30 protein-coding genes are annotated in these 19,895 nt (G+C 62.0%); 6 read left to right on the top strand and 24 right to left on the bottom strand.

Features of this window, described 5'->3' with window-relative positions:
• Nucleotides 1-125: 125 nt before the first annotated feature.
• Nucleotides 126-581, top strand: a complete 456-nt coding sequence (locus C2134_RS18350; RefSeq protein WP_103321539.1) for a helix-turn-helix domain-containing protein — start codon at nucleotides 126-128, stop codon at nucleotides 579-581.
• Between the two features lie 52 nt (nucleotides 582-633).
• Nucleotides 634-840 carry a hypothetical protein gene (locus tag C2134_RS18345; RefSeq protein WP_103321538.1) on the top strand — a complete coding sequence of 69 codons (207 nt, stop codon included), beginning with the start codon at nucleotides 634-636 and terminating at the stop codon, nucleotides 838-840.
• 40 nt (nucleotides 841-880) lie between these two features.
• Here the strand turns inward: C2134_RS18345 and C2134_RS18340 are convergent, their stop codons facing one another.
• The 6 genes from C2134_RS18340 to C2134_RS18315 are packed head-to-tail and all read right to left on the bottom strand — an operon-like array spanning nucleotide 881 to nucleotide 5,417.
• Nucleotides 881-1,291, bottom strand: coding sequence for a tail fiber assembly protein (locus C2134_RS18340; protein WP_103321537.1), 411 nt, complete (start codon nucleotides 1,289-1,291; stop codon nucleotides 881-883).
• On the bottom strand, nucleotides 1,288-2,946 hold the full coding sequence (locus C2134_RS18335; protein WP_103321536.1) for a pyocin knob domain-containing protein: 1,659 nt from the start codon (nucleotides 2,944-2,946) through the stop codon (nucleotides 1,288-1,290). Before C2134_RS18335 ends, C2134_RS18340 begins: the two co-directional genes overlap by 4 nt.
• On the bottom strand, nucleotides 2,943-3,509 hold the full coding sequence (locus C2134_RS18330) for a phage tail protein I (protein WP_103321535.1): 567 nt from the start codon (nucleotides 3,507-3,509) through the stop codon (nucleotides 2,943-2,945). The genes C2134_RS18335 and C2134_RS18330 overlap by 4 nt, the downstream gene beginning before the upstream one ends.
• Nucleotides 3,506-4,393, bottom strand: a complete 888-nt coding sequence (locus C2134_RS18325) for a baseplate assembly protein (protein ID WP_103321534.1) — start codon at nucleotides 4,391-4,393, stop codon at nucleotides 3,506-3,508. Before C2134_RS18325 ends, C2134_RS18330 begins: the two co-directional genes overlap by 4 nt.
• A 2-nt stretch (nucleotides 4,394-4,395) precedes the next feature.
• Nucleotides 4,396-4,749 (bottom strand): GPW/gp25 family protein, encoded by a 354-nt coding sequence (locus tag C2134_RS18320; RefSeq protein WP_103321533.1) that lies wholly within the window; start codon nucleotides 4,747-4,749, stop codon nucleotides 4,396-4,398.
• A complete protein-coding gene (locus tag C2134_RS18315; protein ID WP_103321532.1) occupies nucleotides 4,746-5,417 on the bottom strand; it encodes a phage baseplate assembly protein V in 672 nt (223 codons plus the stop codon). Before C2134_RS18315 ends, C2134_RS18320 begins: the two co-directional genes overlap by 4 nt.
• 447 nt (nucleotides 5,418-5,864) lie before the next feature.
• Here C2134_RS18315 and C2134_RS21355 point away from each other — a divergent pair, with 447 nt between their 5' ends.
• Nucleotides 5,865-6,149 (top strand): hypothetical protein, encoded by a 285-nt coding sequence (locus tag C2134_RS21355; RefSeq protein ID WP_146042206.1) that lies wholly within the window; start codon nucleotides 5,865-5,867, stop codon nucleotides 6,147-6,149.
• Nucleotides 6,150-6,210: 61 nt separating this feature from the next.
• Here the strand turns inward: C2134_RS21355 and C2134_RS18310 are convergent, their stop codons facing one another.
• From C2134_RS18310 to lysC, 4 genes are read right to left on the bottom strand one after another with little or no spacing between them, the layout of a single operon-like run.
• Nucleotides 6,211-6,657 (bottom strand): phage virion morphogenesis protein, encoded by a 447-nt coding sequence (locus tag C2134_RS18310; protein ID WP_103321531.1) that lies wholly within the window; start codon nucleotides 6,655-6,657, stop codon nucleotides 6,211-6,213.
• Nucleotides 6,638-7,108 (bottom strand): phage tail protein, encoded by a 471-nt coding sequence (locus C2134_RS18305; RefSeq protein WP_103321530.1) that lies wholly within the window; start codon nucleotides 7,106-7,108, stop codon nucleotides 6,638-6,640. The genes C2134_RS18310 and C2134_RS18305 overlap by 20 nt, the downstream gene beginning before the upstream one ends.
• Nucleotides 7,092-7,298 carry a TraR/DksA family transcriptional regulator gene (locus tag C2134_RS18300; protein ID WP_081571648.1) on the bottom strand — a complete coding sequence of 69 codons (207 nt, stop codon included), beginning with the start codon at nucleotides 7,296-7,298 and terminating at the stop codon, nucleotides 7,092-7,094. The genes C2134_RS18305 and C2134_RS18300 overlap by 17 nt, the downstream gene beginning before the upstream one ends.
• Complete coding sequence (gene lysC / locus C2134_RS22185; RefSeq protein WP_369406789.1) at nucleotides 7,291-7,548, bottom strand: Rz1-like lysis system protein LysC; 258 nt, start codon at nucleotides 7,546-7,548, stop codon at nucleotides 7,291-7,293. The genes C2134_RS18300 and lysC overlap by 8 nt, the downstream gene beginning before the upstream one ends.
• Here lysC and C2134_RS22180 point away from each other — a divergent pair.
• A complete protein-coding gene (locus C2134_RS22180) occupies nucleotides 7,547-7,906 on the top strand; it encodes a hypothetical protein (protein ID WP_369406788.1) in 360 nt (119 codons plus the stop codon). The genes lysC and C2134_RS22180 overlap by 2 nt on opposite strands.
• On the opposite strand, the gene C2134_RS18290 is transcribed toward C2134_RS22180, so the two are convergent.
• The 8 genes from C2134_RS18290 to C2134_RS18255 form a co-directional block, all read right to left on the bottom strand.
• Nucleotides 7,852-8,643, bottom strand: a complete 792-nt coding sequence (locus tag C2134_RS18290; protein WP_103321528.1) for an N-acetylmuramidase domain-containing protein — start codon at nucleotides 8,641-8,643, stop codon at nucleotides 7,852-7,854. The two genes, C2134_RS22180 and C2134_RS18290, sit on opposite strands and share 55 nt — an antisense overlap.
• On the bottom strand, nucleotides 8,634-8,942 hold the full coding sequence (locus C2134_RS18285) for a phage holin family protein (protein ID WP_103321527.1): 309 nt from the start codon (nucleotides 8,940-8,942) through the stop codon (nucleotides 8,634-8,636). The genes C2134_RS18290 and C2134_RS18285 overlap by 10 nt, the downstream gene beginning before the upstream one ends.
• Complete coding sequence (locus C2134_RS18280; protein WP_103321526.1) at nucleotides 8,939-9,307, bottom strand: putative holin; 369 nt, start codon at nucleotides 9,305-9,307, stop codon at nucleotides 8,939-8,941. The genes C2134_RS18285 and C2134_RS18280 overlap by 4 nt, the downstream gene beginning before the upstream one ends.
• A gap of 4 nt (nucleotides 9,308-9,311) precedes the next feature.
• Nucleotides 9,312-9,524, bottom strand: a complete 213-nt coding sequence (locus C2134_RS18275) for a tail protein X (RefSeq protein WP_103321525.1) — start codon at nucleotides 9,522-9,524, stop codon at nucleotides 9,312-9,314.
• Nucleotides 9,524-10,015, bottom strand: a complete 492-nt coding sequence (locus C2134_RS18270; RefSeq protein ID WP_103321524.1) for a head completion/stabilization protein — start codon at nucleotides 10,013-10,015, stop codon at nucleotides 9,524-9,526. The genes C2134_RS18275 and C2134_RS18270 overlap by 1 nt, the downstream gene beginning before the upstream one ends.
• 94 nt (nucleotides 10,016-10,109) lie before the next feature.
• Nucleotides 10,110-10,784 carry a phage terminase small subunit gene (locus C2134_RS18265; protein WP_103321523.1) on the bottom strand — a complete coding sequence of 225 codons (675 nt, stop codon included), beginning with the start codon at nucleotides 10,782-10,784 and terminating at the stop codon, nucleotides 10,110-10,112.
• Complete coding sequence (locus tag C2134_RS18260; protein WP_103321522.1) at nucleotides 10,781-11,845, bottom strand: phage major capsid protein, P2 family; 1,065 nt, start codon at nucleotides 11,843-11,845, stop codon at nucleotides 10,781-10,783. The genes C2134_RS18265 and C2134_RS18260 overlap by 4 nt, the downstream gene beginning before the upstream one ends.
• A 26-nt stretch (nucleotides 11,846-11,871) precedes the next feature.
• Nucleotides 11,872-12,681 carry a GPO family capsid scaffolding protein gene (locus C2134_RS18255; protein ID WP_103321521.1) on the bottom strand — a complete coding sequence of 270 codons (810 nt, stop codon included), beginning with the start codon at nucleotides 12,679-12,681 and terminating at the stop codon, nucleotides 11,872-11,874.
• Between the two features lie 148 nt (nucleotides 12,682-12,829).
• On the opposite strand from C2134_RS18255, the gene C2134_RS18250 reads away from it, so the two are divergent.
• Both C2134_RS18250 and C2134_RS18245 read left to right on the top strand, forming a co-directional pair.
• Nucleotides 12,830-14,596 carry a terminase ATPase subunit family protein gene (locus C2134_RS18250; protein ID WP_103321520.1) on the top strand — a complete coding sequence of 589 codons (1,767 nt, stop codon included), beginning with the start codon at nucleotides 12,830-12,832 and terminating at the stop codon, nucleotides 14,594-14,596.
• Complete coding sequence (locus C2134_RS18245; RefSeq protein ID WP_103321519.1) at nucleotides 14,596-15,627, top strand: phage portal protein; 1,032 nt, start codon at nucleotides 14,596-14,598, stop codon at nucleotides 15,625-15,627. The genes C2134_RS18250 and C2134_RS18245 overlap by 1 nt, the downstream gene beginning before the upstream one ends.
• Nucleotides 15,628-15,636: 9 nt before the next feature.
• Here the strand turns inward: C2134_RS18245 and C2134_RS21350 are convergent, their stop codons facing one another.
• From C2134_RS21350 to C2134_RS18220, 6 genes are all read right to left on the bottom strand, one after another.
• The gene (locus C2134_RS21350; RefSeq protein ID WP_146042205.1) at nucleotides 15,637-16,173 is read right to left on the bottom strand and encodes a helix-turn-helix domain-containing protein; all 537 of its coding nucleotides are present in this window, start codon (nucleotides 16,171-16,173) and stop codon (nucleotides 15,637-15,639) included.
• A 9-nt stretch (nucleotides 16,174-16,182) separates the two neighbouring features.
• Nucleotides 16,183-16,503, bottom strand: coding sequence for a hypothetical protein (locus tag C2134_RS18240; protein ID WP_103321518.1), 321 nt, complete (start codon nucleotides 16,501-16,503; stop codon nucleotides 16,183-16,185).
• Between the two features lie 18 nt (nucleotides 16,504-16,521).
• A complete protein-coding gene (locus C2134_RS18235; RefSeq protein WP_103321517.1) occupies nucleotides 16,522-17,241 on the bottom strand; it encodes a peptidoglycan recognition protein family protein in 720 nt (239 codons plus the stop codon).
• The gene (locus tag C2134_RS18230) at nucleotides 17,238-17,789 is read right to left on the bottom strand and encodes a PAAR domain-containing protein (protein WP_103321516.1); all 552 of its coding nucleotides are present in this window, start codon (nucleotides 17,787-17,789) and stop codon (nucleotides 17,238-17,240) included. The genes C2134_RS18235 and C2134_RS18230 overlap by 4 nt, the downstream gene beginning before the upstream one ends.
• A 107-nt stretch (nucleotides 17,790-17,896) precedes the next feature.
• The gene (locus C2134_RS18225; protein WP_081573647.1) at nucleotides 17,897-18,244 is read right to left on the bottom strand and encodes a hypothetical protein; all 348 of its coding nucleotides are present in this window, start codon (nucleotides 18,242-18,244) and stop codon (nucleotides 17,897-17,899) included.
• A gap of 224 nt (nucleotides 18,245-18,468) precedes the next feature.
• Nucleotides 18,469-19,725 carry a tyrosine-type recombinase/integrase gene (locus tag C2134_RS18220; RefSeq protein ID WP_103321514.1) on the bottom strand — a complete coding sequence of 419 codons (1,257 nt, stop codon included), beginning with the start codon at nucleotides 19,723-19,725 and terminating at the stop codon, nucleotides 18,469-18,471.
• Nucleotides 19,726-19,895: the final 170 nt, after the last annotated feature.

Here is a 19,895-nt window from a genome sequence, read left to right as displayed (position 1 = left end):
TCTCAGTCTCCGGGTGAGGTTCTGAGCATGTTGCCCCGCGTGATATTCCGGCGCGAGCGGTGCTTGTTGTATCAGCCGGCGGCACAACCTAGCATGGTGTTTGACCGCATTTTGCTTAGGAGTCTATGCCCGTTCCCGCTTCCGATCTGATCCAGCGATTTCTGGAGAAGGCGGATTCAGCGGATATGCTCACGTTGTTAAATTGGATGGCGGATGTGGGGCAATCGGATGCGCCGCTACATTTGCGCGCCAGGATGGCGGCGGATTTGCGGCAGTTGCTGGCCGAAACTGCGCGGCGTCAGCAGAGGGAAGCGAAGCAGTTGGGGCGTTTAACCGACGCGGAAGTGTCCGTAGTTTTACTTATCGCCGCTGGCCGCAGTTACCGCGATGCTGCGCAAGCGCTTGGCATCACTGAAAGAACCATCCGCGCCCATATCGAAAATGCCTATAGAAAACTGGGGCTTAAATCTGAAGCGGGCAAGCGGCTGGATGCGCGCTTGCTGGTAGCGCACATTTTTTTGCCGGAGGTTATGCAGCGGGTTGGCTTAAACGACAATATCAAATCTGTAACAATTTCGTAAAAATAACGGCTTGGCATTTAATTGCCTAATTCAATAATAAATGAGGTTAGAAATGCACAATCGTTCCGTTGCCAACACCTTGAATCCCCTGATTGGCCATGACCCGCGCGAGACACTAGAAAACCTCTGCGTCTGCCTGGCGCACTTGGGCGAGACCTTCGCCAGCCATCATGAAGACCCGTCGATCCACTTCTTCGCTGTCAGCGCCGCCGCGGCGCTGAGGTATGAGGCGGAGCAGATCGAGCAACAGGCCGCTTGATAGCCGGCAATGAACAAGCCCCGCGCGTGCGGGGCTTTCGTCAATCAGTTCCCGGTGGCGTGGGCCAGTCGATCTTGGCGGGGAAGCCGGGCTGCTGAGGCACTCTAGATAGTAAAACCCGATATTTTCGCCATAGATCGTAATCGCGCTTTTCCTCCTGGGAAGCGATGCCCAAGTTAATAGCGTCGGCCAAAATCTGTATTTTCTGATTGGCTTCTGACATCTTCATATCTACTTTTTGCTGCTCGCCCAATGATGGTCTGTCCAGTCCCACCCGCCGCTGACACATGGGAAGCCCGTCTGGCCCAGGCACAACATCATCATCAGGGGACCGACCAGTCATGACTTTAGCGTATAGGTCATCTGGTATTTCTTTGATGTCGGCAGGCAATTGACCGTAATAAGCCGGATCATCGAAAAAAGCATTGAGTTTGGCGCTATAGAACATCATGCCCCCCAGACTAAATAAGCGAATACCAAGGATGAATAGGTATAGTGGTTTTTGATTTTGATGCTGCTCATGTCTATAGGCTCAGCCCCGCCAAACGGATAGGCGCCCGCATTGGCGGATACTGACATTGGCACGGCTATGATTGCCGCGAAACCCGTCCGCATCGAAATGGGCAGCGCCACCGTAACCGTACCGCCCGCGGGAATATTGACTCGGCCGGCGCAGAAAACAGAACCATTGGGTAGGCGCTGCCAGATATTCTCCGACCCCACGCTGCCCGGCATCGCCGCTTGCGGTATGGCGTCCGCGATTCCATATCCGTCCAGCGTGGTCGGCTTGCCGGATGTGATCTTGCTCCAGTCCAGCGCCGGCACGTCTGCCGCCTGCATCTGTCGCCCAGCCGTGACGCGGCCTTTGGCGTCCACTGTCACCATGCCGTAGCTGCCCGCGCTGACGCCGCTGTTTGCCAACGTCAACGCCCCGCTGGCATTGCCACTGCCATCGAATGCGACGCTCCAGCTGCCGTCGCCTGTCATAGAGATGTTGCGCGGGGTTTTCAGGCTGTTGGCGTAGGCGACGGCATCCCGGCCTGACTTGATGTTTTCAATATCCGTTATCGTTGCCAGGCTCTCCCAATTCTGAAATTTCCCGCCGCCTCCGGAGGCTTGCGGATTGCCGTTACGGAACCAGACCCGGCCCGTAATGCCGGCAACAAACTGAATGACCGTATCACCCGCCCCGCGCATGACGGACAACACGCCATAAGACACGCCGGCCGGCGCATTCTTCGGATTGCTGATGTAGTGACAGCCACTCACTACAGCCTTATCCAGGTCAGCCCCATCAGGCAGGGCGCCAACTACTTGGCCGTCTTGAATGCCATATCCCGCCAGCGTGGTCGGCTTGCCTGACGTAATCTTGCTCCAGTCCAGCGCCGGCACGTCAGCTGTCTGCATCTGTCGGCCTGCGGTGACTCGGCCCATGGTATCGACGGTCACGATTCCGTAGCTGCCAGCCGCCGCGCCGCTGTTGGCGAGCGCCACTGTTGGGTTGCCGTTTTTGCCGTCGCCATTGCTGACGGTCACACCCTGGCCCGCTGCCAGGCTGCGGGCTGCGCAAGTGCCTGGGCCGGTGTTGACGTACAGCCCTACGGAGCCTTTGAGGTCGGACAGCGCCGTCAGGTCTGCGCTGAGCGGCTGCGCGTCGGTGATGCCGTAGCCCGCCAATGTGGTGGGCTTGCCGCTGGTTATCTTGCTCCAGTCCAGCGCCGGCACGTCGACCGCCTGCATCTGCCGTCCTGCCGTGACGCGGCCCTTGGCGTCCACCGTCACCATGCCGTAGCTGCCAGCCGTCACGCCGCTGCTGGCCAACGTCAGCGCGCCGCTGACGTTGCCGTTGCCGTCGAAGGTGACGCTCCAGCTGCCGTCGCCGGTCATGGCAATGTTGCGCGGGGTTTTGAGGCGGTCGGCGTATTCCGCCACCAGGGCGCCTGAGACGATGTCGTTGATCTGCTTTTTCAGAAACTCTGTTCGTTCCAGCAACTCGGCCGGCGCGCGGTTAAGCGGGCCGCCGGGGCCGCCTAGCAGCCGTTCCGTCACTTCGTATTGGGTGATGGATGGCCAGCCGGGTTTTTGCGGATTGGGTAGGGCTGTCATGCGGTGATTACTCCTGCAGTGTATTTGCCATTTGCCTGGGCGTAGCCGTTGGCGATCAGCGTGGCGCCGGTGAAGTCCAGACCCCACAGCACGCAGCGCGCGGGGGCGATGTCGTTGAGGACGCGGCGGGCGGCGGCGGCTTGGTCCACATCCAACATCTTGTCGATGCGCACGCGGTATTCGGCCCAGCCGTCCGGGTCGCCGGCGGTGCAAAACCCATCCGCTGCCATGTCGCCGTTAGCCAAATAGCGGTTGTTGCCTTCATCAATCCGCACTTCGCCGAGGTCGAGATCCCGGAACACTTGGCGCACGGCGGCCAGCGTGCCTTTGCGGCGATGCACCTCGATGGAAGAGCGGATCAGCGCGCGCATCTGCGGCACGGTGGCGGCGGCGCTGAGGTTCTCGACGCTGCGTTCCCATGCCAGCCAGGGCAGCAGTGCGTCCGGACAGCGCGCGCTGTCGGCGATGCCGCGCAGCGGCGACGGGTTGATATGGGTTTGCAGCGTATCGGCCAGCGCCGCTTCCAGCCGCGTGGCGTTGGGTGGCAGTAGCTGGCGACTCATGGCGCTATCCTGATGGCGGTGCAGTCGGGGAATTGGCCGACGCCGCATTGCAGATCCACCGCCGGGCTGGCCAGGATGACGCGGTCGATGCCTGGCACATGCAGCGCGGCGTCTATCGCCGAGCGCGGCACGCTGCCGCCGATCTTGCGTCGCTCGGCCAGCATGGCGGCCAGGCGCTGGCGGGCGCCGTCCACGCCGCCGCTGATGGATTCGCCGTCAGGCTGATAGATCAGCGTGGCGTCGATCTGGAAGGCCAGCGGCTGCGCGGCGCGCACCTCCACGGTGTCGCACAGCGGCCGAATGCGTTCTACGTTGAGCGCCGCGGCGACGGTGTCGCATAGCGCCTGGCTGGCGGCGCCGTTTTGTCCCAGCAGCCAGACGCGCACGCGGCCACCCGCCGGGGTATCGATATCGACGTCGGCCACCTCGGCCGAGGCGCTGAGCGCGTGGAATTTGTACGCGCCGCGCGGCCCGGCGGTGGCCAGCCCTTCCAACGCCATCTGGCAGCGGTAGCGCAGGCGCTCTTCACTTTCCCATATGGCGTCGGTCGGCGGATTGGCGTCCGGGTTGGCCGGCTGGATCAGCAAGCGCTGCACGCCGTAGTCGGCGGCGCGGTTGTCGAGGTCGGTTTTCTCCGCGTATGCGAGCAGCGAGGCTTTGGCCGCCTCGTTGATGCGCTGGCGCTGCAGTAGGTCGCGGTAGGCGGCCAGTTCCAGCAGCAGGGTCAGCGACTCGCTTTCCAGTTGCAGCGCCGCGGCGAGACTGTCGCGCAGTTCGGCCGGCGCCAGTTGCAGCAGCTGGGCCTTGTATTCGGCCAGCAGGGTTTCGTAGTCCAGCGGCTCGATGACGGCCGGCGCGGGCAGGCGGGTGAGGTCGATTGCCATGGTCAGCCTCGCACGGGGATGGAATAGGCCAAGGGCTGTCCGCTGTCGCGGCGCTTGGCTTCGATGTCGATGGTGAGGCGGCCGGCTTGGTCGCCGCTGCCGACGCTGAGCAGCACACGCGACAGCTCGATGCGCGGCTCCCATTCGGCCAGCGCCATCACGCTGGCGGCCATGGCCTGCATGCGGGTTTTGCCATTCAGCGGCTGGTCAATCAGCTCCGGCAGCAGCGAGCCGAAGGTTCGGCGCGCCAGGCGCGAGCCGCGCGGCGTGGTGAGGATGCAGGCAATGCTGCGGCGCAGATGATCGTCGCCGCTCAGGCTGCGGCCGGTGGCGGGGTTGAGGCCATGCACGTTCATCGGTTCGGCCCTCCGGTGTTGCCGCCGTGCGCGTCCGGGTGGGTGTGGCCGTCCAGCACCACGCCATTGGACGACAGCTGGCCGCCGCTATGGGTGATGCTGCCGCTGATGGTGGTGGCGCCGCCGGCACCGCCGGAGCCGGACATCCCGGCCAGGTAGCTGAACAGGCCGGACACGGTGGCGCGGGCCTTGGCGAACACGTCGCCCAGCACGGTCAGCTTGCCTTGGATGGTGACGTTGCCGGTAAACAAGGACTCCGGGCAATCCACGGTGACGCGCTGCGCCGCTTGCACCAGGGCGGTTTGAATGCCGGTGACGGACAGCGCGCCGGTGGCGTGGTTGTAGAGGATGCGGGCGCCGTCCGGGTAGACGGTCAGATGCTCGTCCGGGCTGCTGGATGGCGCGTCGAATGCGTCGGAATACAGGGCCAGCAGCGCCACGCCGCCAGCCGGGTCGCCGCTGGGGCAGAGCAGCACCACCTGCTCGCCCGCCGTGGGCGGGTTCCAGTCGCGGGTTTGGCCGGCGCGGCGGGCGCCCCAGGGCAACCAGTTGCTGGTTAGCGCGCCGGTCTGGACGCGCACGCGCCGTGCGGCGTGGTCTACCTCGGCAATGGTGCCGAGGCGGATCAGGCTTTCGATGCGGCGGGAGAGGTCGGCGAAGTTATCCATGCCGGCCAGTTTGCACAGGCCGGCGCGGAGTGTCGCGCGGTGGGTGTTGTGTGGTGGGTTGGGAGAACGTAAAGGCGGTACAAAATCTTATAGATACATCCCGCAATTATTTGTCATTGTTTTGCAATATTGTTTAAATTGTGTTGCGTGGCTTGATTTTATTCAAATTGCATTATATATTGAGGCCTCTAATTTACCCTACTGCTTAGTAGATTTATTGCAAATAAAGCTTGCACACTTTTAATGCGCGGAATTGGTCATGAGAAAACTAGCAATACTTATTTTTTCTTTTTGTCTTATATGGTTATCTTTCTCATTAATGCTTTATGGTGTTGCGCGCTACTACTCTCCAGTCGGAGATTCTATTGATGTGAAATATGTATTTTTAAAAACACTACTTCCGTCAATTATTGTTTTATTTATTGGCTTATTTTCCCGGAGGAAGAAATGATTGAATTAAGCATTGACGAAGTTGAAATTGTTTCTGGTGCACAAGGTGAGTGTGCTAATCAAATTGTTGGTGCTGGCTCTGCCGCAATGGGAGCCGGTGCGCTGGCTGGAGGTGCCTTAGGTTTTCTTTCTCCGTTTCCTGGCGGCTCTGCGATTGGTGCTTACTTTGGTGGAATGGCTGGAGCTCTTATAGGTGGGGCGTGGGGATCAAGCGGTGGAGCCTGCCCATCTGGTGGCGGAAGTGGTGCCAGTCATACAGTGTTTGTACATCATGCATTGTAAATAGTATTTTCATAAAACCTGCCTGTCGATTTTGTCGGCAGGTTTTTTTATTGAAATGTCCCTACAGTGCAAGAAAAGTAATCACTTTATCGTTGATGACGTCAACGTCTTCATCGGCTAAACCTAGCAGCTCGCGTGCCGGGTATTCCACGTCGCGCGCGATGTGCGGGCTGATGCGGTCGCGCAGGCCGTATTGGTGGACGCGGGCGATGCGCTCCACCTGGCGCAGGAAACCGACTTCCACGCCGCCAGCGTTGGCTTCGACCTTCAGCCACTTGGCCGTGCGCAGCTTGGCGAACATCTGGCGGCGGATGCGGCCTTTTTGCTGGCGGTATTGCGGCCTGCGCGGGGCGAAGCTGCTGCCGTCCGGGTTCTGCTGGGCGGCGATGCGCTTTTGCTGGCTTTGGCGCAGGGCGCGGCCGATGTCGCGGGCCAGGGCGCGGCGCGCGGCCGGCGCCACCTTGTGCAGCAGGCCGGACAGCTCGGACTCAAGCCTGGCGATTGTCATAGACGGTTTCGCCCTTCACGGTGATGGTCCAGTATTCGACGCCGGCGAACGGTTCGGCCGATTCGCCGTAGTGGGTGGCGGTGACGTTGCCGTCCTGGCCCACTTCCACCCGCACACCCTCGGACAGCAGCAGGGTGATCTGCACATCCACCGCCGTGGCGCTGATCCATTCCACCTCAAAGCGGAAACCTTTCTCCAGCCGCTCCGGGTTTTGCACCAGCGGCGGCTCGTTCTGCTCGATCCAGGCGCGCAGCGGGATGATGAGCTGGTCCAGATGGCCGGTGAAATCGGTGATGACCAGCTTCAGCGTGTAGCGGTAGCCGAAATGCAGCCGGCCCGGCGCGGTGACGATGCCGCCATCCTCCACCAGCATGATCAGGCGGTCGGGGTTGTCGCGCAGCGCCGGCAAGGCGGCCTCGATGGCGCGGCGCAGGTCAGCGGGCTTGTTCATGATCTTCCTGGCACTGCACGCAGCGGGTGCAGCCGGCAACGATGCGCTGGCGCGCTTCCGGTATCGGCTCGGCGCAGTCTTCGCAATGGCTCAGGCTGGCGCCGTGGGTGAGGTGGGCGAACTGGCGGGCAAGGGCTTCTTCGCGCTGGCGTTGCTCCAGTTCCTGGGCGCGGTCGTAGAAATCAGTCATGGCGTGATTGGCATTGGATGATGTGGTGGATCTGCGCGGCGCAAGCTTCAAGCGCCGCCCGGTGTTGCTGCCAGCTGTTGGCCAGCTGCTGGTTGGTGGTCGGCGCCAGCGCCGGCAGGGCGCAGGCCGTCACCGCTGGGCAGGTCTGGATTAGCAGCGGGCGCGGCGGATAGGCCGGTGGTGTCGAGCAGGCGGGCAACAGGATCAGGGATAACAGCGCTACCCCAGGCAGCAGCGGCAGGCGTGGCATGGAAGGCGGCCTCCAGTTTTGCCGCGGCGGCGGCGTGTTGACGGGACAGGGCAGACAGCTGGCTGGCCAGCTCGCGGTTGGCGGCTTGCTGCTGCTGGATGGCGGCGTCCTGGGCGGCCAGCTGTTCGGCCTGGGCGCGGTTGCGTTCAGCCAGCGTGGCGCTGTCGCGCAGCGCGGCGGACAAGCTGGATGCCTGGCGTTGCAGTTGGCCGCTTTGCTGCCACAGGGTGTAGCCAGCCAGCAGGGCGGCGGCGAGCAGCAGGTTCAGCAGCAGGCGGCGGATAAATGGCATCAGCGTGGCGATCATGCGGCCAGCCTTTCCGCCCGCTCATATGCGGCCTGCAGCTTGGCGTCGTAGAGGTTTTCTTTGTAGGCCGGGCCGTTGTAGAGCCGGGCCACGTCTGCCCATTTCTTGGCTTGCAGTGCCTTTAGCAAAGCCGGCTCGGCCAGGATGAAGCGCACGAAAGCGTCGAGCTGGGCCGGCTCGCCGGACTCCATAGCCAGGCGCCATTCGCAAGCCCCGACATAGCCCAGCCGCTGCCAGTGATAGCCCATGATCTGGAACGCGCCCCAACTGCAGGACTCGATGGCCAGTTGTTCACCGCCGATGATGGCCAAGCTGGTAAAGCGCGCCCACTCGGCCGCGCCGCCGGCATAGCCGCCGCGGGCCTGGTTGCAGAGGGCGGGATATTGCGCGGCCAGGCTGTTGGCCTGCTTGCCGGCGCGCTGATAGGCGACGTGGCGCTCCAGCAGAATGACGGGGCGGCCGTCGGCCAGGAAACCGCTGCCGCGCGACTCCACCGCATTGATGGCCTTGACCACGGACACGGCGACGCCCAGGCGCTCGGCGGCGTCCTGCAGATCGGCTTCGCCCAGCTGGCGACGCGGGCTGGCTTGGCCCGCCAGCGCGGCCAGGGTTTTGCCGCCGGCGATGCCGTCCACCACCAGGCCGGCGCGGCGCTGGAAATCCGCGACGGCCGCTTCGGTGGCGTCGCCATACCAGCCATCGACGGCCAGCTTGGCGCCCAAGGCGGCGAGCCGTTGCTGCAGCGCTTGCACGTCCAGGCCGTGCGCGCCTTTCTTCATCAGAGCCATGTCTCTTTCCTCAGCAGGATGGCCAGCCGCGACTGGCGCGGGCCGCTATTGCGGAACAACTCCACCACGTTGCCGCGCTGGGCGATCAGCGCCAGCAGCAGCGCCAGGTTGATGAACAGCTGCGGCAGGTCGGCCAGCTCATGCCGGCCGAACAGGCGCAGCACGGCCACCGCGCCGGCGGCGACGATCAGCAGGTACGCGAGCAGGCTGGCCCATGGCCGGTGCTGGCTGCTGCCGCGCTGGAAGGCCAGCAGCACCAGGGCGAGCAGGCCGGCGACGATGATGTGGGCGAGGTTCATTTGCCGCCCCCTTTCATGCCGCGCATGGCGGCGGCCGGATCGTCGGCCAGCCGGATCAGCCACAGCAGCACCTTGACGGCGAGGGCGGCGGCGAGCAGCGCGCCCACGCCGGGGCTGGCGTCGATGGGCAGCCAGCGCGCCAGCAGGCTGGCCACACCGGCGGCGGCCACCAGGCCGGCGATGAAGCTGGCCACGAAAAACACGGCACGCTTGGCCAAGCTCAGGCTGTCCGAACTAAGCACAAACACGGCCGCGCCGGCGAAAGCGCCGAGCACCACGGCGGCGTCGATGCCGGGCAGCATGGCCAGGCCGGCGACGGCGGCCAGCGTGGCGGTGGTGGCGGTACTGCTTACAGGTTCTGCCATGGTGTTAGTCCCATAGGTTGATAAGGGTTTGCGCGGGCGCCGGGTCGGCCGGCAGGTCCGGCAGCTTCACCAGCGTGCCGCTGGGCAGGACCGGGCCATGCTCGGCCAGCCCTGGGTTGTGCTGCAGCAGCTGTTCCACCACGCCGCGGGTCTTGCCGTAGACGCGCCAAGCGATGGCGTCTACGCTGTCGCCCTGCATGGCGCGGAGGGCGCGCATCAGATCAGCTCCACCGTGCAGCGGCCGACGCCCATCAGCGCGCGGAGGGCGGCGCGGGCGTCGGCGCGCAGCTGGTCTGCGGTGTCGTCCAAATCCTCCGCGCGTTGGAGGGCCGCGCCGGTGGCGTCAAACGAGCGATAGCGCTCAGCCAGGTCCGCCGCCGCGGTGGCGTACACCGCGCGGCGCCAGCGCTGCACCAGCACCGATTCGCCGTCGATCTGTTCCGCCTCGATGTCGGCCAGGCGCAGCGCGCCGCCAGCGATCTTGACCATGCGCCAGCCGGCCAGCTCGCCATTGACGGCGACGATGGCTTCCACCAGCGCGCCGCGCAGGCGGGCGGCGGTGACGGTGCCGTCGTAGCGCATGGCGGCGCGGAAATGGCTGGGCAGGATGTCCGGCCAGAAGCGGCTGGACGTGATGGGCTGGCCATCGTCCGGCGCCGGCGTGCTGGTGGGCGTGGCGTTGACGGTGTGGATACTGTTGATCTGCATGGCGCTGTCCTTGTGGGTGACGGTGGAGGGGGCTTCGGCCGTTGGCGTGCGCCTGGCGTCCACCCCCTGCCGTCAGTCGCGCGGGGTCGCTCGGTTACGCCTGGCCGCCGGCGGGCGGCGGGGCGCTGTTCTTGATGGCGCGCTCGATGCGCTCGATGTCCTTTTTGACGCCGACCCGGTTGTCCAGCTGCTGGGCGCGGCGCAGATGTTCCAGCGCGGCGGCCGGCGCCTGCTCGGCCAGGATCAGCCCGGCTTCCTTGAGCAGCTTGGCGCGCACTTGGTCTGGCATATCGTGCTTGTCGGTCAGCTCGGCGGCGTAGGTCAGCGTGTGCAGGTCGAATGGCTGCTGGCCATCGCGGGCGCGCTTGGCGGCGTCGGCGATTTCCTCGGCGACGACTGTGGCCGTGGTGCGGCTGAACTGGTCCGGCAGCGGCAGGCCGTGGGCCAGCGCGTATTCGGCGATATCCAACGCGCCGCTGTAGTCGCCGGCGTCGATGCGCCACGTCATGACCGTCATCAGCACGTCGTCAGGCTGGCCGCGCCCGCCTTCCAGCGCGCCTTCCACCCAGGGGGCGTAGTCGGGCAGCACTTCGCGTTTGACGGCCGCCTTGCCTTCCATAGACTGGATTTGCTTCAAGCGGCGCTTGTCTTCGGCCAGCTTGACCAGCATCAGCTCGTAGGCGGTGCAGTGGATCGGGCCATCTTCCACGGCCAGGGCCGAAGCCCTGGCCGCGCTGGCCCGCAGGAAGTGGGCGCGGGCGTGGCTCATTCGGCTTTGCCTTCCTTCTTTTCTTCCTTCGGCGGCGGCAACAGCTCGATGTTTTCCACCAGGCAGCCGGCCTCGTAGCGCTCCACCACATAGGCTTCGTTGTTGCTCTCGTAGTTGGCGACTTGGTTGAATTCCGGTTCTTCGCGCAGATGGCGGCGGCGGCTGCCGTTCTGGTAATAGATGGAGAGATTGGACAGCGGGGTGATCATCATCGCGCCGGCCGGGAAGAAGGGCACGGTGACGGCCGGCAGGTTGCCGACGCGCTTCTGGCTGGTGACGACATCGGCCGCCAGTTGCTCGCTGGGCTTGTTGTCCTGGTTGACGATGGGGAAGTACTTGTCATGCAGCAGGTCGCGGCCCAGGATGACCACCAGCTCTGGGTTGCCGGCTAGGGTTGGGTCGATCATGCCGGCCACGGCGTCCATCACCAGCGCGTCGAGGTTGTAGAAGTCGCCGCCCTTTTCTATTTCACCGATCAGCACCTTGCCCGATCCCTTCTTCACTTCCGCCATCACGCGCTCCGGCGCTCTCTCGCGGTAGTGCTGCAGCCAGCCCTTGTTGACGTCTTGCAGCAGCGGGTATTTCTCGCGGTTGGTCTGTTCCGCCACGCTGATGCCGTTGAAGCCGATCATCATGCGGTCCAGCCCCTGCTGCTTGACGATGACGTCGCGCAGCTTGGTCTGGAAGTCCGGGAATTTGGCCCAGGCGTCCAACTGGACGTAAGGGATGGCGGTGTCGAATTCGGTGAACTCGCAGCGGAATTTGTGGCTGTTCAGATCGGTCAGATTGCGCGGGCGGCGCGGGTTGGTCGGCGTCACCTTGGTGCGGCCGGCGATGGTGCCGAACACGCCCAGGCCCAGCTTTTCGCCTTCCAGTTCATCGACGCCGACAACGTTGATGCGCGACAGGAATTCGCTCGACTCCTGAATGCGGGTTTCCAGCTTCTGCTGGATGGACGGCTGCACGCTGAAGGCGTTTTTCACTGCGTCGGTAGTCACGCCATTTAAGCGGGCGATCTGGTCCAGCAGTTGGGTAAAGACGTTGCGGGTTTCGGTTTTCATGCGGTGTGGCTCCGGGGTATGGGGGATCAGCAGTCGGTGACGATTTCGGCATTGCCGCCGGTGGCGGTAGTGCGCGCAGGGGTAGTGGGCTGGCTGCTCAGTTTGGCCACCAGCTCGTTGTGGGCGGTTTTGAGCTGGCCGTATTCCTGGCGCAGCTGCGCCACGTCATCGGCGCGGGCTACGCCGCTGAATTGCTCCAGCACCTGGGCTTGGCTTTCGGCGATGGTTTGCACGGCGGCGGACAGCTCGGCGGTATCGGCGGCCTGGCGTTTGGAGAATTTGCCCAGCACGCCCTTGATCTTGTCGCTGAAGCCGGCCAGCGCGCCGGCGCTGTCGTCTTCCAGTTCCAGGGTGAATTCGATGGCGGCGGTGAACAGGTTGTCCGGCTTTTCCTTGCGGGCGGCCAGCGGGCTGGACTTGGCCTTGGCGCTGAATTCCAGCATTTCGCAGCCAAGGCTGGCTGGGTCGTCGGTGATGGCCAGGCCGACCAGATAGGCTTCGCCGGTGTCGGTGAAATTGGTGTCCACCTCGATGGAGGTGTAAACCTTCTGGCGGGCCTTGCTTAGGGCGACCAGATCGTCGGTGGGGTCGATGATGGCGAACAGCGCCAGCTTGCCGTCTTCCACCTGCTCCGCGCTCAGGGCGGTGACATCGCCGTAGCGCTTGAACGGGCCATCGGGCAACAAGCCCTTGAAGTGTTCCAGGTTGACGCGGGCGCCGTACTTTTTCGGGTTGTAGTTGGCGGCCATTTGCTCAATCCAGCTGCGCTCGATGTTGCGGCCGTCGGTGGTGGCGCCTTCGGTGGCGACACGGAATTTCTTTGCCTTGCTTGCCATTGTTTGCGGTCCTCGGTGGGGTGTCTGTCGTGGCGATGCGCCCATATTCCGGGCCGCGCGGGGCGGGGTCGAGCGGTGGCTGTTGTATGGCGCGCGGGCACAACCGGCAGTCGGAGAAGTGCGCCGGACAAGCCGGCAGACTGCCGGCATGGATACTCAAACCCTTATCGCCGAGCTGGACCTAGACCCGCGCCGCCTGGCCCGCGCCTTGTATTGGCAGGGCTGGCGCGTGGCGCGCATTGCCGAGCATGTGGGCGTGAAGCCGGCGACGGTGCATAGCTGGAAGCGGCGCGATACCTGGGACGATTCCGATCCGGCCGACCGCATCGCCTCCACCATCGAAACGCGGATGCAGCAGCTGATCTTGAAGGAGGACAAGGAGGGGAAGGATTTCAAGGAAATCGACTTGCTGGGCCGCCAGGTAGAACGCCTGGCGCGGGTGGGCAAGTACAGCCAGACCGGCAAAGAGTCCGACCTAAACCCGAACCTCGCCAACCGCAACGCCAAGCCTAAGCGCCAGCCGGAACGTAACCCGATAACCGACGAGCACCAGGCGCAGCTGGTGGCGGCCTTCCTTGATGGCATGTTCGAGTATCAAAAGCACTGGTACAGGGCAGGGCAGCAAGAGCGCATCCGCGACATCCTCAAAAGCCGGCAGATCGGCGCCACTTACTATTTCGCCCATGAGGCGCTGATTACCGCGCTGGAGACCGGGCGCAATCAGATCTTCCTGTCCGCTTCCAAGGCCCAGGCGTTCCAGTTCCGTAGTTACATCTGCGACTTCGTGAAGAACGTCACCGGCGTAGAGCTGAAGGGCGAAGTCATCAAGCTGCCCAACGGCGCGGAGCTGTCATTCCTGGGCACGAACAGCCGCACCGCCCAGGGCCGCCATGGTGATTTGTATGTGGATGAATATTTCTGGATTCCGCGCTTTCTGGAGCTGCGCAAGCTGGCCAGCGGCATGGCCAGCCAGAAGATGTACCGGCAAACCTATTTCTCGACGCCATCTGCCATGTCCCACGAGGGATTCAAGGTATGGACTGGCGAGCATTTCAACCGCGGCCGGCCCAAGGCGGAGCACATCAAGCTGGACGTGTCGCACCAGGCGCTGGCCGGCGGCGTGCGCGGCCCGGATGGCCGCTGGCGCCAGATCGTCACCATCATCGACGCCCTGGCCGGCGGCTGCGATCTGTTCGACATCGACCAGCTGCGGCTGGAGTACAGCCCGGAAGAGTTTCTGCAGCTGTTCATGTGCCAGTTCATTGACGACGGCGCCAGCGTGTTTTCGTTTGCCGCGCTGCAGCGGGCGATGGTGGACGCCTGGGCCGAGTGGGACGACTTCAAGCCCTTCGCCGCGCGGCCGTTTGGCCATCGCCCCGTCTGGCTCGGCTATGACCCCAGCCACACCGGCGACAGCGCGGCGTTGGTGGTGCTGGCGCCGCCGGCCGTGCCGGGCGGCAAGTTCCGCATCTTGGAGCGGTCGCAGTTCAAGGGCATGGACTTTGCCAAGCAGGCCGATTTCATCCGCCAGCAAACCCAGCGCTACAACGTGGAATACATCGGCATCGACACCTCCGGCCTGGGCACGGGCGTCTATCAGCTGGTGAAGCAGTTCCGGCCGGACGCGGTGGCGATCAGCTACAGCGTGGAAGTGAAAACCCGTCTGGTGCTGAAGGCGCTGGACGTGATCAACAGCGGCCGGCTGGCGTTTGACGCCAGCCACAACGACATCGCCGCCGCCTTCCTGTCGATCAAGAAAACCTCTACCCCCAGCGGGCGCGGCGTTACCTTCGCCGCCGGCCGCTCCGAAGAAACCAGCCACGCCGACTTGGCGTGGGCCACCATGCACGCCCTGGCGCACGAGCCGCTTGAGGGCGCGACTTCCACCAATACCAGTTTCATGGAGATTTTCTAATGGCCAAAGCGCGTAGCCGCCACCTTGCCCATCAGCCGGCGACGCCGCCGGCGCCCGCCAGCACGCCGCTGGCGTTTTCCTTTGGCGAGCCGGTGCCGGTGCTGGACCGGCGCGAACTCATGGACTATCTGCAATGCGTGGACAATGGCCGCTGGTATGAGCCGCCGGTGAGCTGGGACGGCCTGGCGCGTAGCCTGCGCGCCAACGTCCACCACGCCAGCGCCTTGACGGTGAAACGCAATGTGCTGGTCAGCACCTTCAAGCCGCACAGGCTGCTGAGCCGGTCGGCGTTTTCGGCCTGGCTGATGGATTATCTGGTTTTCGGCAATGCCTACCTGCAGGCCATCACCAACCGGCTGGGCGGGGTGATGGAGCTGAAGCCGGCGCGGGCCAAGTATGTGCGCCGGGCCAAAGACCTGGCCGGGTTCTGGTGGGTGCCGGGTTTCGATCAAGAGCAGCTGCTGGCCGGCCGGGTGCTGCACTTGATGGATGCTGACATCAATCAGGAGGTGTACGGCCTGCCGGAATACCTGGCCGCGCTGCAATCGGCCTGGCTGAATGAGTCCGCTACCCTGTTCCGCCGCAAGTATTATCTGAACGGCTCGCACGCCGGTTTCATCCTCTACATGACCGACGCCGCCAACAACGAGCAGGACATCGACAACCTGCGCAAGGCGTTGAAGGACAGCAAAGGGCCGGGCAACTTCCGCAACCTGTTCATGTACGCGCCCAACGGCAAGAAGGACGGATTGCAGCTGCTCCCGATCAGCGAAGTGACGGCGAAGGATGAATTCCTCAACATCAAGAACGTGACGCGCGACGACGTGCTGGCCGCGCACCGGGTGCCGCCGCAGCTCTTGGGCGTGATCCCCGGCAATGTCGGCGGCTTTGGCGACGCGCCCAAGGCGGCCGGCGTGTTCTACGAAAACGAGATCAAGCCGCTGCAACTGCGGCTGCAGGAGGTCAACGACTGGCTGGGCGAGGAGGTGATTAACTTTGATACTTACCAGTTGGCGATGACTGGGGTTTAGTTTTCTTCCTCAAAAGGAGCTGTCTTCGGATGGCTCTTTTCCTTGTTGCGCATGGCCTGTAACTGAGCCTGTACTGGCTACTAGTTCCACCCAGTCTGCGAATTGTTTGGCATCCATCTCAATCAGTTGTTCTACAAGTCCTCGAAAGTCCTTTCCCCAATCATCAAGCATGCAGTGCAAAGCTACAAATGCATTGATTGAGTGATAGAACGGTGTGAACAGCTCGTGAGGAGTTTCGTTACGATTGGCTGTCAATATTTGATAGTGAAGGCTTGTTAATGCTCTTTCAAGCTTTTCACTAACATAGTCGAGAGGAGGGCCGGCTCTGATTTCCCGTTTTTGGTAGGCGGGTCCACTCATATTAAGAACCAGAGACTCGGTTGCCCTTGCTTGGTAACTGTAAGGACTGATACCCGCGATGATTCGATTAACTGTTGAAATGGATATTCCCCACTTTTCAGCAACAGCGATTTTATCTGCTCCTGCTGCAAGTAGCTCAGTTCGGATACACTTGGTTTGCTCTTCTGTAAGACGACGCTGGGGCATGCTCGGACTCTATTTCAAGTAGGGTGGTGTAATTTTTTTGCACCTTGTCAGCTCTGTATTGCTGTCTGATTCTATCCCGAATCTGGCGTGACAATATTCGAAGTATTCTTTGCGCTCATCTGGCGCCAGCAGATCGAACGGTTTGTCGTCTGCCTCGGTTGCATACATGTCGTAGAACTTGACCTGGAACGTCGGGTGCTTCTTCAGAAAGAAGTGTGTCTGCACTTCTTCATCCAGATAGGAGTTGAAGTAACCTGCGTACAGCCAGACCAATAGCGCCACTCCGAGGCAGACGGCCAAAGACACATACTTGTTCACTTTAAGTTTCATGCTGATCCAAATTCCTGCTTAACCGGGAGCCGCAAGGCCTGTCTTGGCGCGTAGCGTGTGAACGAATGCCAGGCCGATGTTACCGGGACAGATTTTGCCCTCGCCCAATTGGCCGGGGAATTCACGGTGGCCGCCCAGCTTTGCGATGTTGAAGTATTGCTTGAGGATCGAAACGAACTTTTCCAGCGTCTCGCCTTGGGCTGCGGGAACTGACGGTGTCTGATTCATCCCGATGGCTTCGAGGGCTGTTCGCGCCTTGGCTACCGTGTCGCCGCCCTCTTCAGGTGTGGTGAGATTCTCCAGCAGCACAATGCCGATGACGCCGGTGTTGTACTTGTGGACGTGCTCCCCCTTGAAGCGGATGTCGCGGCCTTCATACACAGTGCCAAAGCAATCGATTGCGTAATGGTATCCAATATCGTCAGCTGCAGCCTTCGGCTTGTCCATCTGCATCTCTTGGATTTGCTGCAGCTGCAATGCTGCTGGTCCGCATGAAAAGCTTCGGCCCGCGTGGTGAATGGCGATCTGCGTGTAGTTCCAGTCGTCTACCATCTTGTCTGAACGGTTCTTGTGAGCGGCCCAGTCTGACCGAGGCACGAAGTCCATGCCCTTGCGGCGGGTGGCTGTGATGATTGCTTCGCGCGTGGCGGCTCGGTCGTTGATGGTGATAACCGTGGTTGGGATGGTGCCGTTGACCGCCTGGACCAATTGGGCTTTTGTTTCGTAGGTTTTGGTCATGCGAGATGTTCCTTGTCGAAGTCAGTCGCAGGGGCCATAAAACCCGCATGAATTGAGACTGCGCCTGCTTCTTCCGCTTCGATGGGCTGGGTATAGCCGTCGCCATCGGTTGTACCGTTTTCGACTCTGCCATCCGGGTGTGTAACCGTATACGTGCGATTCGCAAGCGGCCGGCCGGTTTCAGAGTCTGCCAGCACAAACCGGCGGCCGTATTTTGCGGTGGTGTCACCAGGAACCGGGAACAATGGCATAGCAGGAAGAGTGAAGGACGCTTTGCTGCTCTCGTAATCCCGGCCAACTTCCCCCATGGTCGAAATCAGCTTTGCGCCACAACTGACAGTGTGACCTTCGAGGGCTACGCCTTTTCCGCCGATTGTCCACGACGGGTCGCCCTCCACAATTACACAGCCCACGTGACCTTGCTTTGGGCAACTGACGCTGTCGCCTACCAATGCCACGGCCTTGCCGAACATGCTTGTTGTGCTGCTGGCGCTCGTCACACTTCCACCATGGTCAGTGGGGTCGCCTATCCGAATGACTCGCTTCATATGGATAACAAGGCAAAACTCAGATTGTATGAACAAAATCTAATTTGGACAGCTGTCCGACAGTGCAGCAAGTTTTTGCCCGCACCTTTGGCATGTGCGGGCATCGCCTACCTGAATGAGATACCTCCAGGCTGGTTGGCGGCTATGGCGTTCAGGCTGTAACGCAGCGCAGTATCTAAGCATGGGATATCACGCAGCCGGGTTTCTTGCGCCACGCCGATTCTATGCAGCTGGTCCAGGGCATGTTCCAGCTCTTGAATGACATGTAATCTGCCGGCGAGGTGCTGGGCAAAGTGCGGATCGGCGGGGAAGAGGTCAGTCGTCTGGCTGACCGTAATGTTGCGGAACTCGCGCGTCAGTATCTTCGCATCGATCAGGCGTGGCTGGCCGCTTTTCAATGCCTGCAAGGCCCAGTCGACGCGATCAGATAGCTGTTGGATTGCGGGTTGGCTCATGGTCTTACGCTTGAATTTGTACCAATTCAAATTAGACCATGGCCAAGAGGGTGGCAACCCAGCCAGGAGCCTACCAGCCCCCAGCGCGCGCCATCGAAGCCCCGCCTCGCCCCCGCGCTTCATGTGCGGGAAATCATGCACACGCACGAATGCCCCGCAAACGCCCCAGGCGTGCCGCTCGCGGCAGCTGGCAGGGTGCCGGCATTCATGCGCTTTCATGCGCGCTATGCATGCATGGCAGCCAGCAGCGTGGTGTCTCCCCCTTGTTCGACTTTGTCGAGGTAGTCGGCCCAGCTTTGCAGCATGGTCCGGCGCTCTTCCATGTATTGAGCGCGATTGTAGGCGGCCCGCACTTGGTTGGGTTCCTTGTGCGACAGCTGCCGCTCGATGGCGTCGGGGTTGAAGCCGGCTTCATTCAGAATGGTGGAGGCGGTTGCACGGAAACCATGAGTGACGACATGCCCATTCTCCGTATTTTTGCCGCTATACCCCATGCGTTCGAAGGCCTTGAGCAGTGTGGTCTTGCTCATGTGCCGGCCGCGATAGAAGAAGCTGGGGAAGACGAAATCATTTCCTTCTACGCGGTGCATATGCAACTGCCTCAGGATATCTACCGCTTGGGATGGAAGAGGGACGATGTGGGGCGCGGCGGCGGCTTTGAGCGCTCGCTTCAGCTTTCGTGTTTCCGGCGGGATGGTCCAAATGGCTTTATCCAGATCGAAGTCATCCCATTTCGCCTGGACCGTTTCACCAATCCGGGTGAAGCAGATCATAACGAGCTTGATCAAGTATTTGGTTTGCAGCGTGATGTGTTCGTTGGTGGCCAAGGCAGCCAGGAAGGCTGGCAACTCCTCGCGCGTTAAGGATGGCTGTGGCTTTGTGATGGGCGTGATCAGTTCGCCAGCAAGGTCTGCTGCAGGGTTGGCTGCGGCGCGGCCTGTTTTGACCGCTCTACGCCATATGGCATTGCAGCGTTCACGGAGCCGGTTTGCTGTGTCGTGAAGTCCCTGCTTTTCAACGGACTGCAGGACGAGCAGCAAGTCCATTGCGCTGATGTCACGGATCGGGCGGTCGCCAAGCGTGGGGAAAAGGTGGATTTCCAGTGAGCGCCAGACCCCTGACGCATGAGTGGGTGCCCATTCGGCAGACATCTTGTTCCACCATTCCTGGGCGATGGCTTTGAAAGTAGAGGATGTCTCGATCAGCTGCTTGCGCGCGTTCTTCTTTTTTTGTTCGCCTGGGTCTTCGCCCTGAGTCAGCAGGCGGCGTGCCTCATCTCGCTTCAGCCGCGCTTCCTTGAGCGACACTTCGGGATAAACACCCAGGGCAAGAACCTTTTCCTTGCCTGCAAAACGGTATTTCAGGCGCCAGTATTTTGCGCCATTGGGCATGACCAGCAAGTAAAGGCCTAGACCATCCGTGACTTTGACTTGTTTTTCGCCCGGTGTGATTCGGTCTATTTCCAGTTTGGTTAGCGGCATGTGTTCACCTCGGAGGAGCGGGGGTATTTCTTCAGATACCCCCTGTTATCCCCCCAAATGTACCCCGTGACACCCCCGGTTGTCACTGTTCCAGCCCGAACCGGGATGGAATGAAAAAAGCCGCCAAATCCTTGGTTTTGGCGGCTTTGCGGTCTATTTAGATTTTGGCC

The organism is Chromobacterium sinusclupearum (assembly GCF_002902845.1).
Lineage (GTDB): Bacteria > Pseudomonadota > Gammaproteobacteria > Burkholderiales > Chromobacteriaceae > Chromobacterium > Chromobacterium sinusclupearum.
This window is presented reverse-complemented; position numbering and strand designations above follow the sequence as displayed.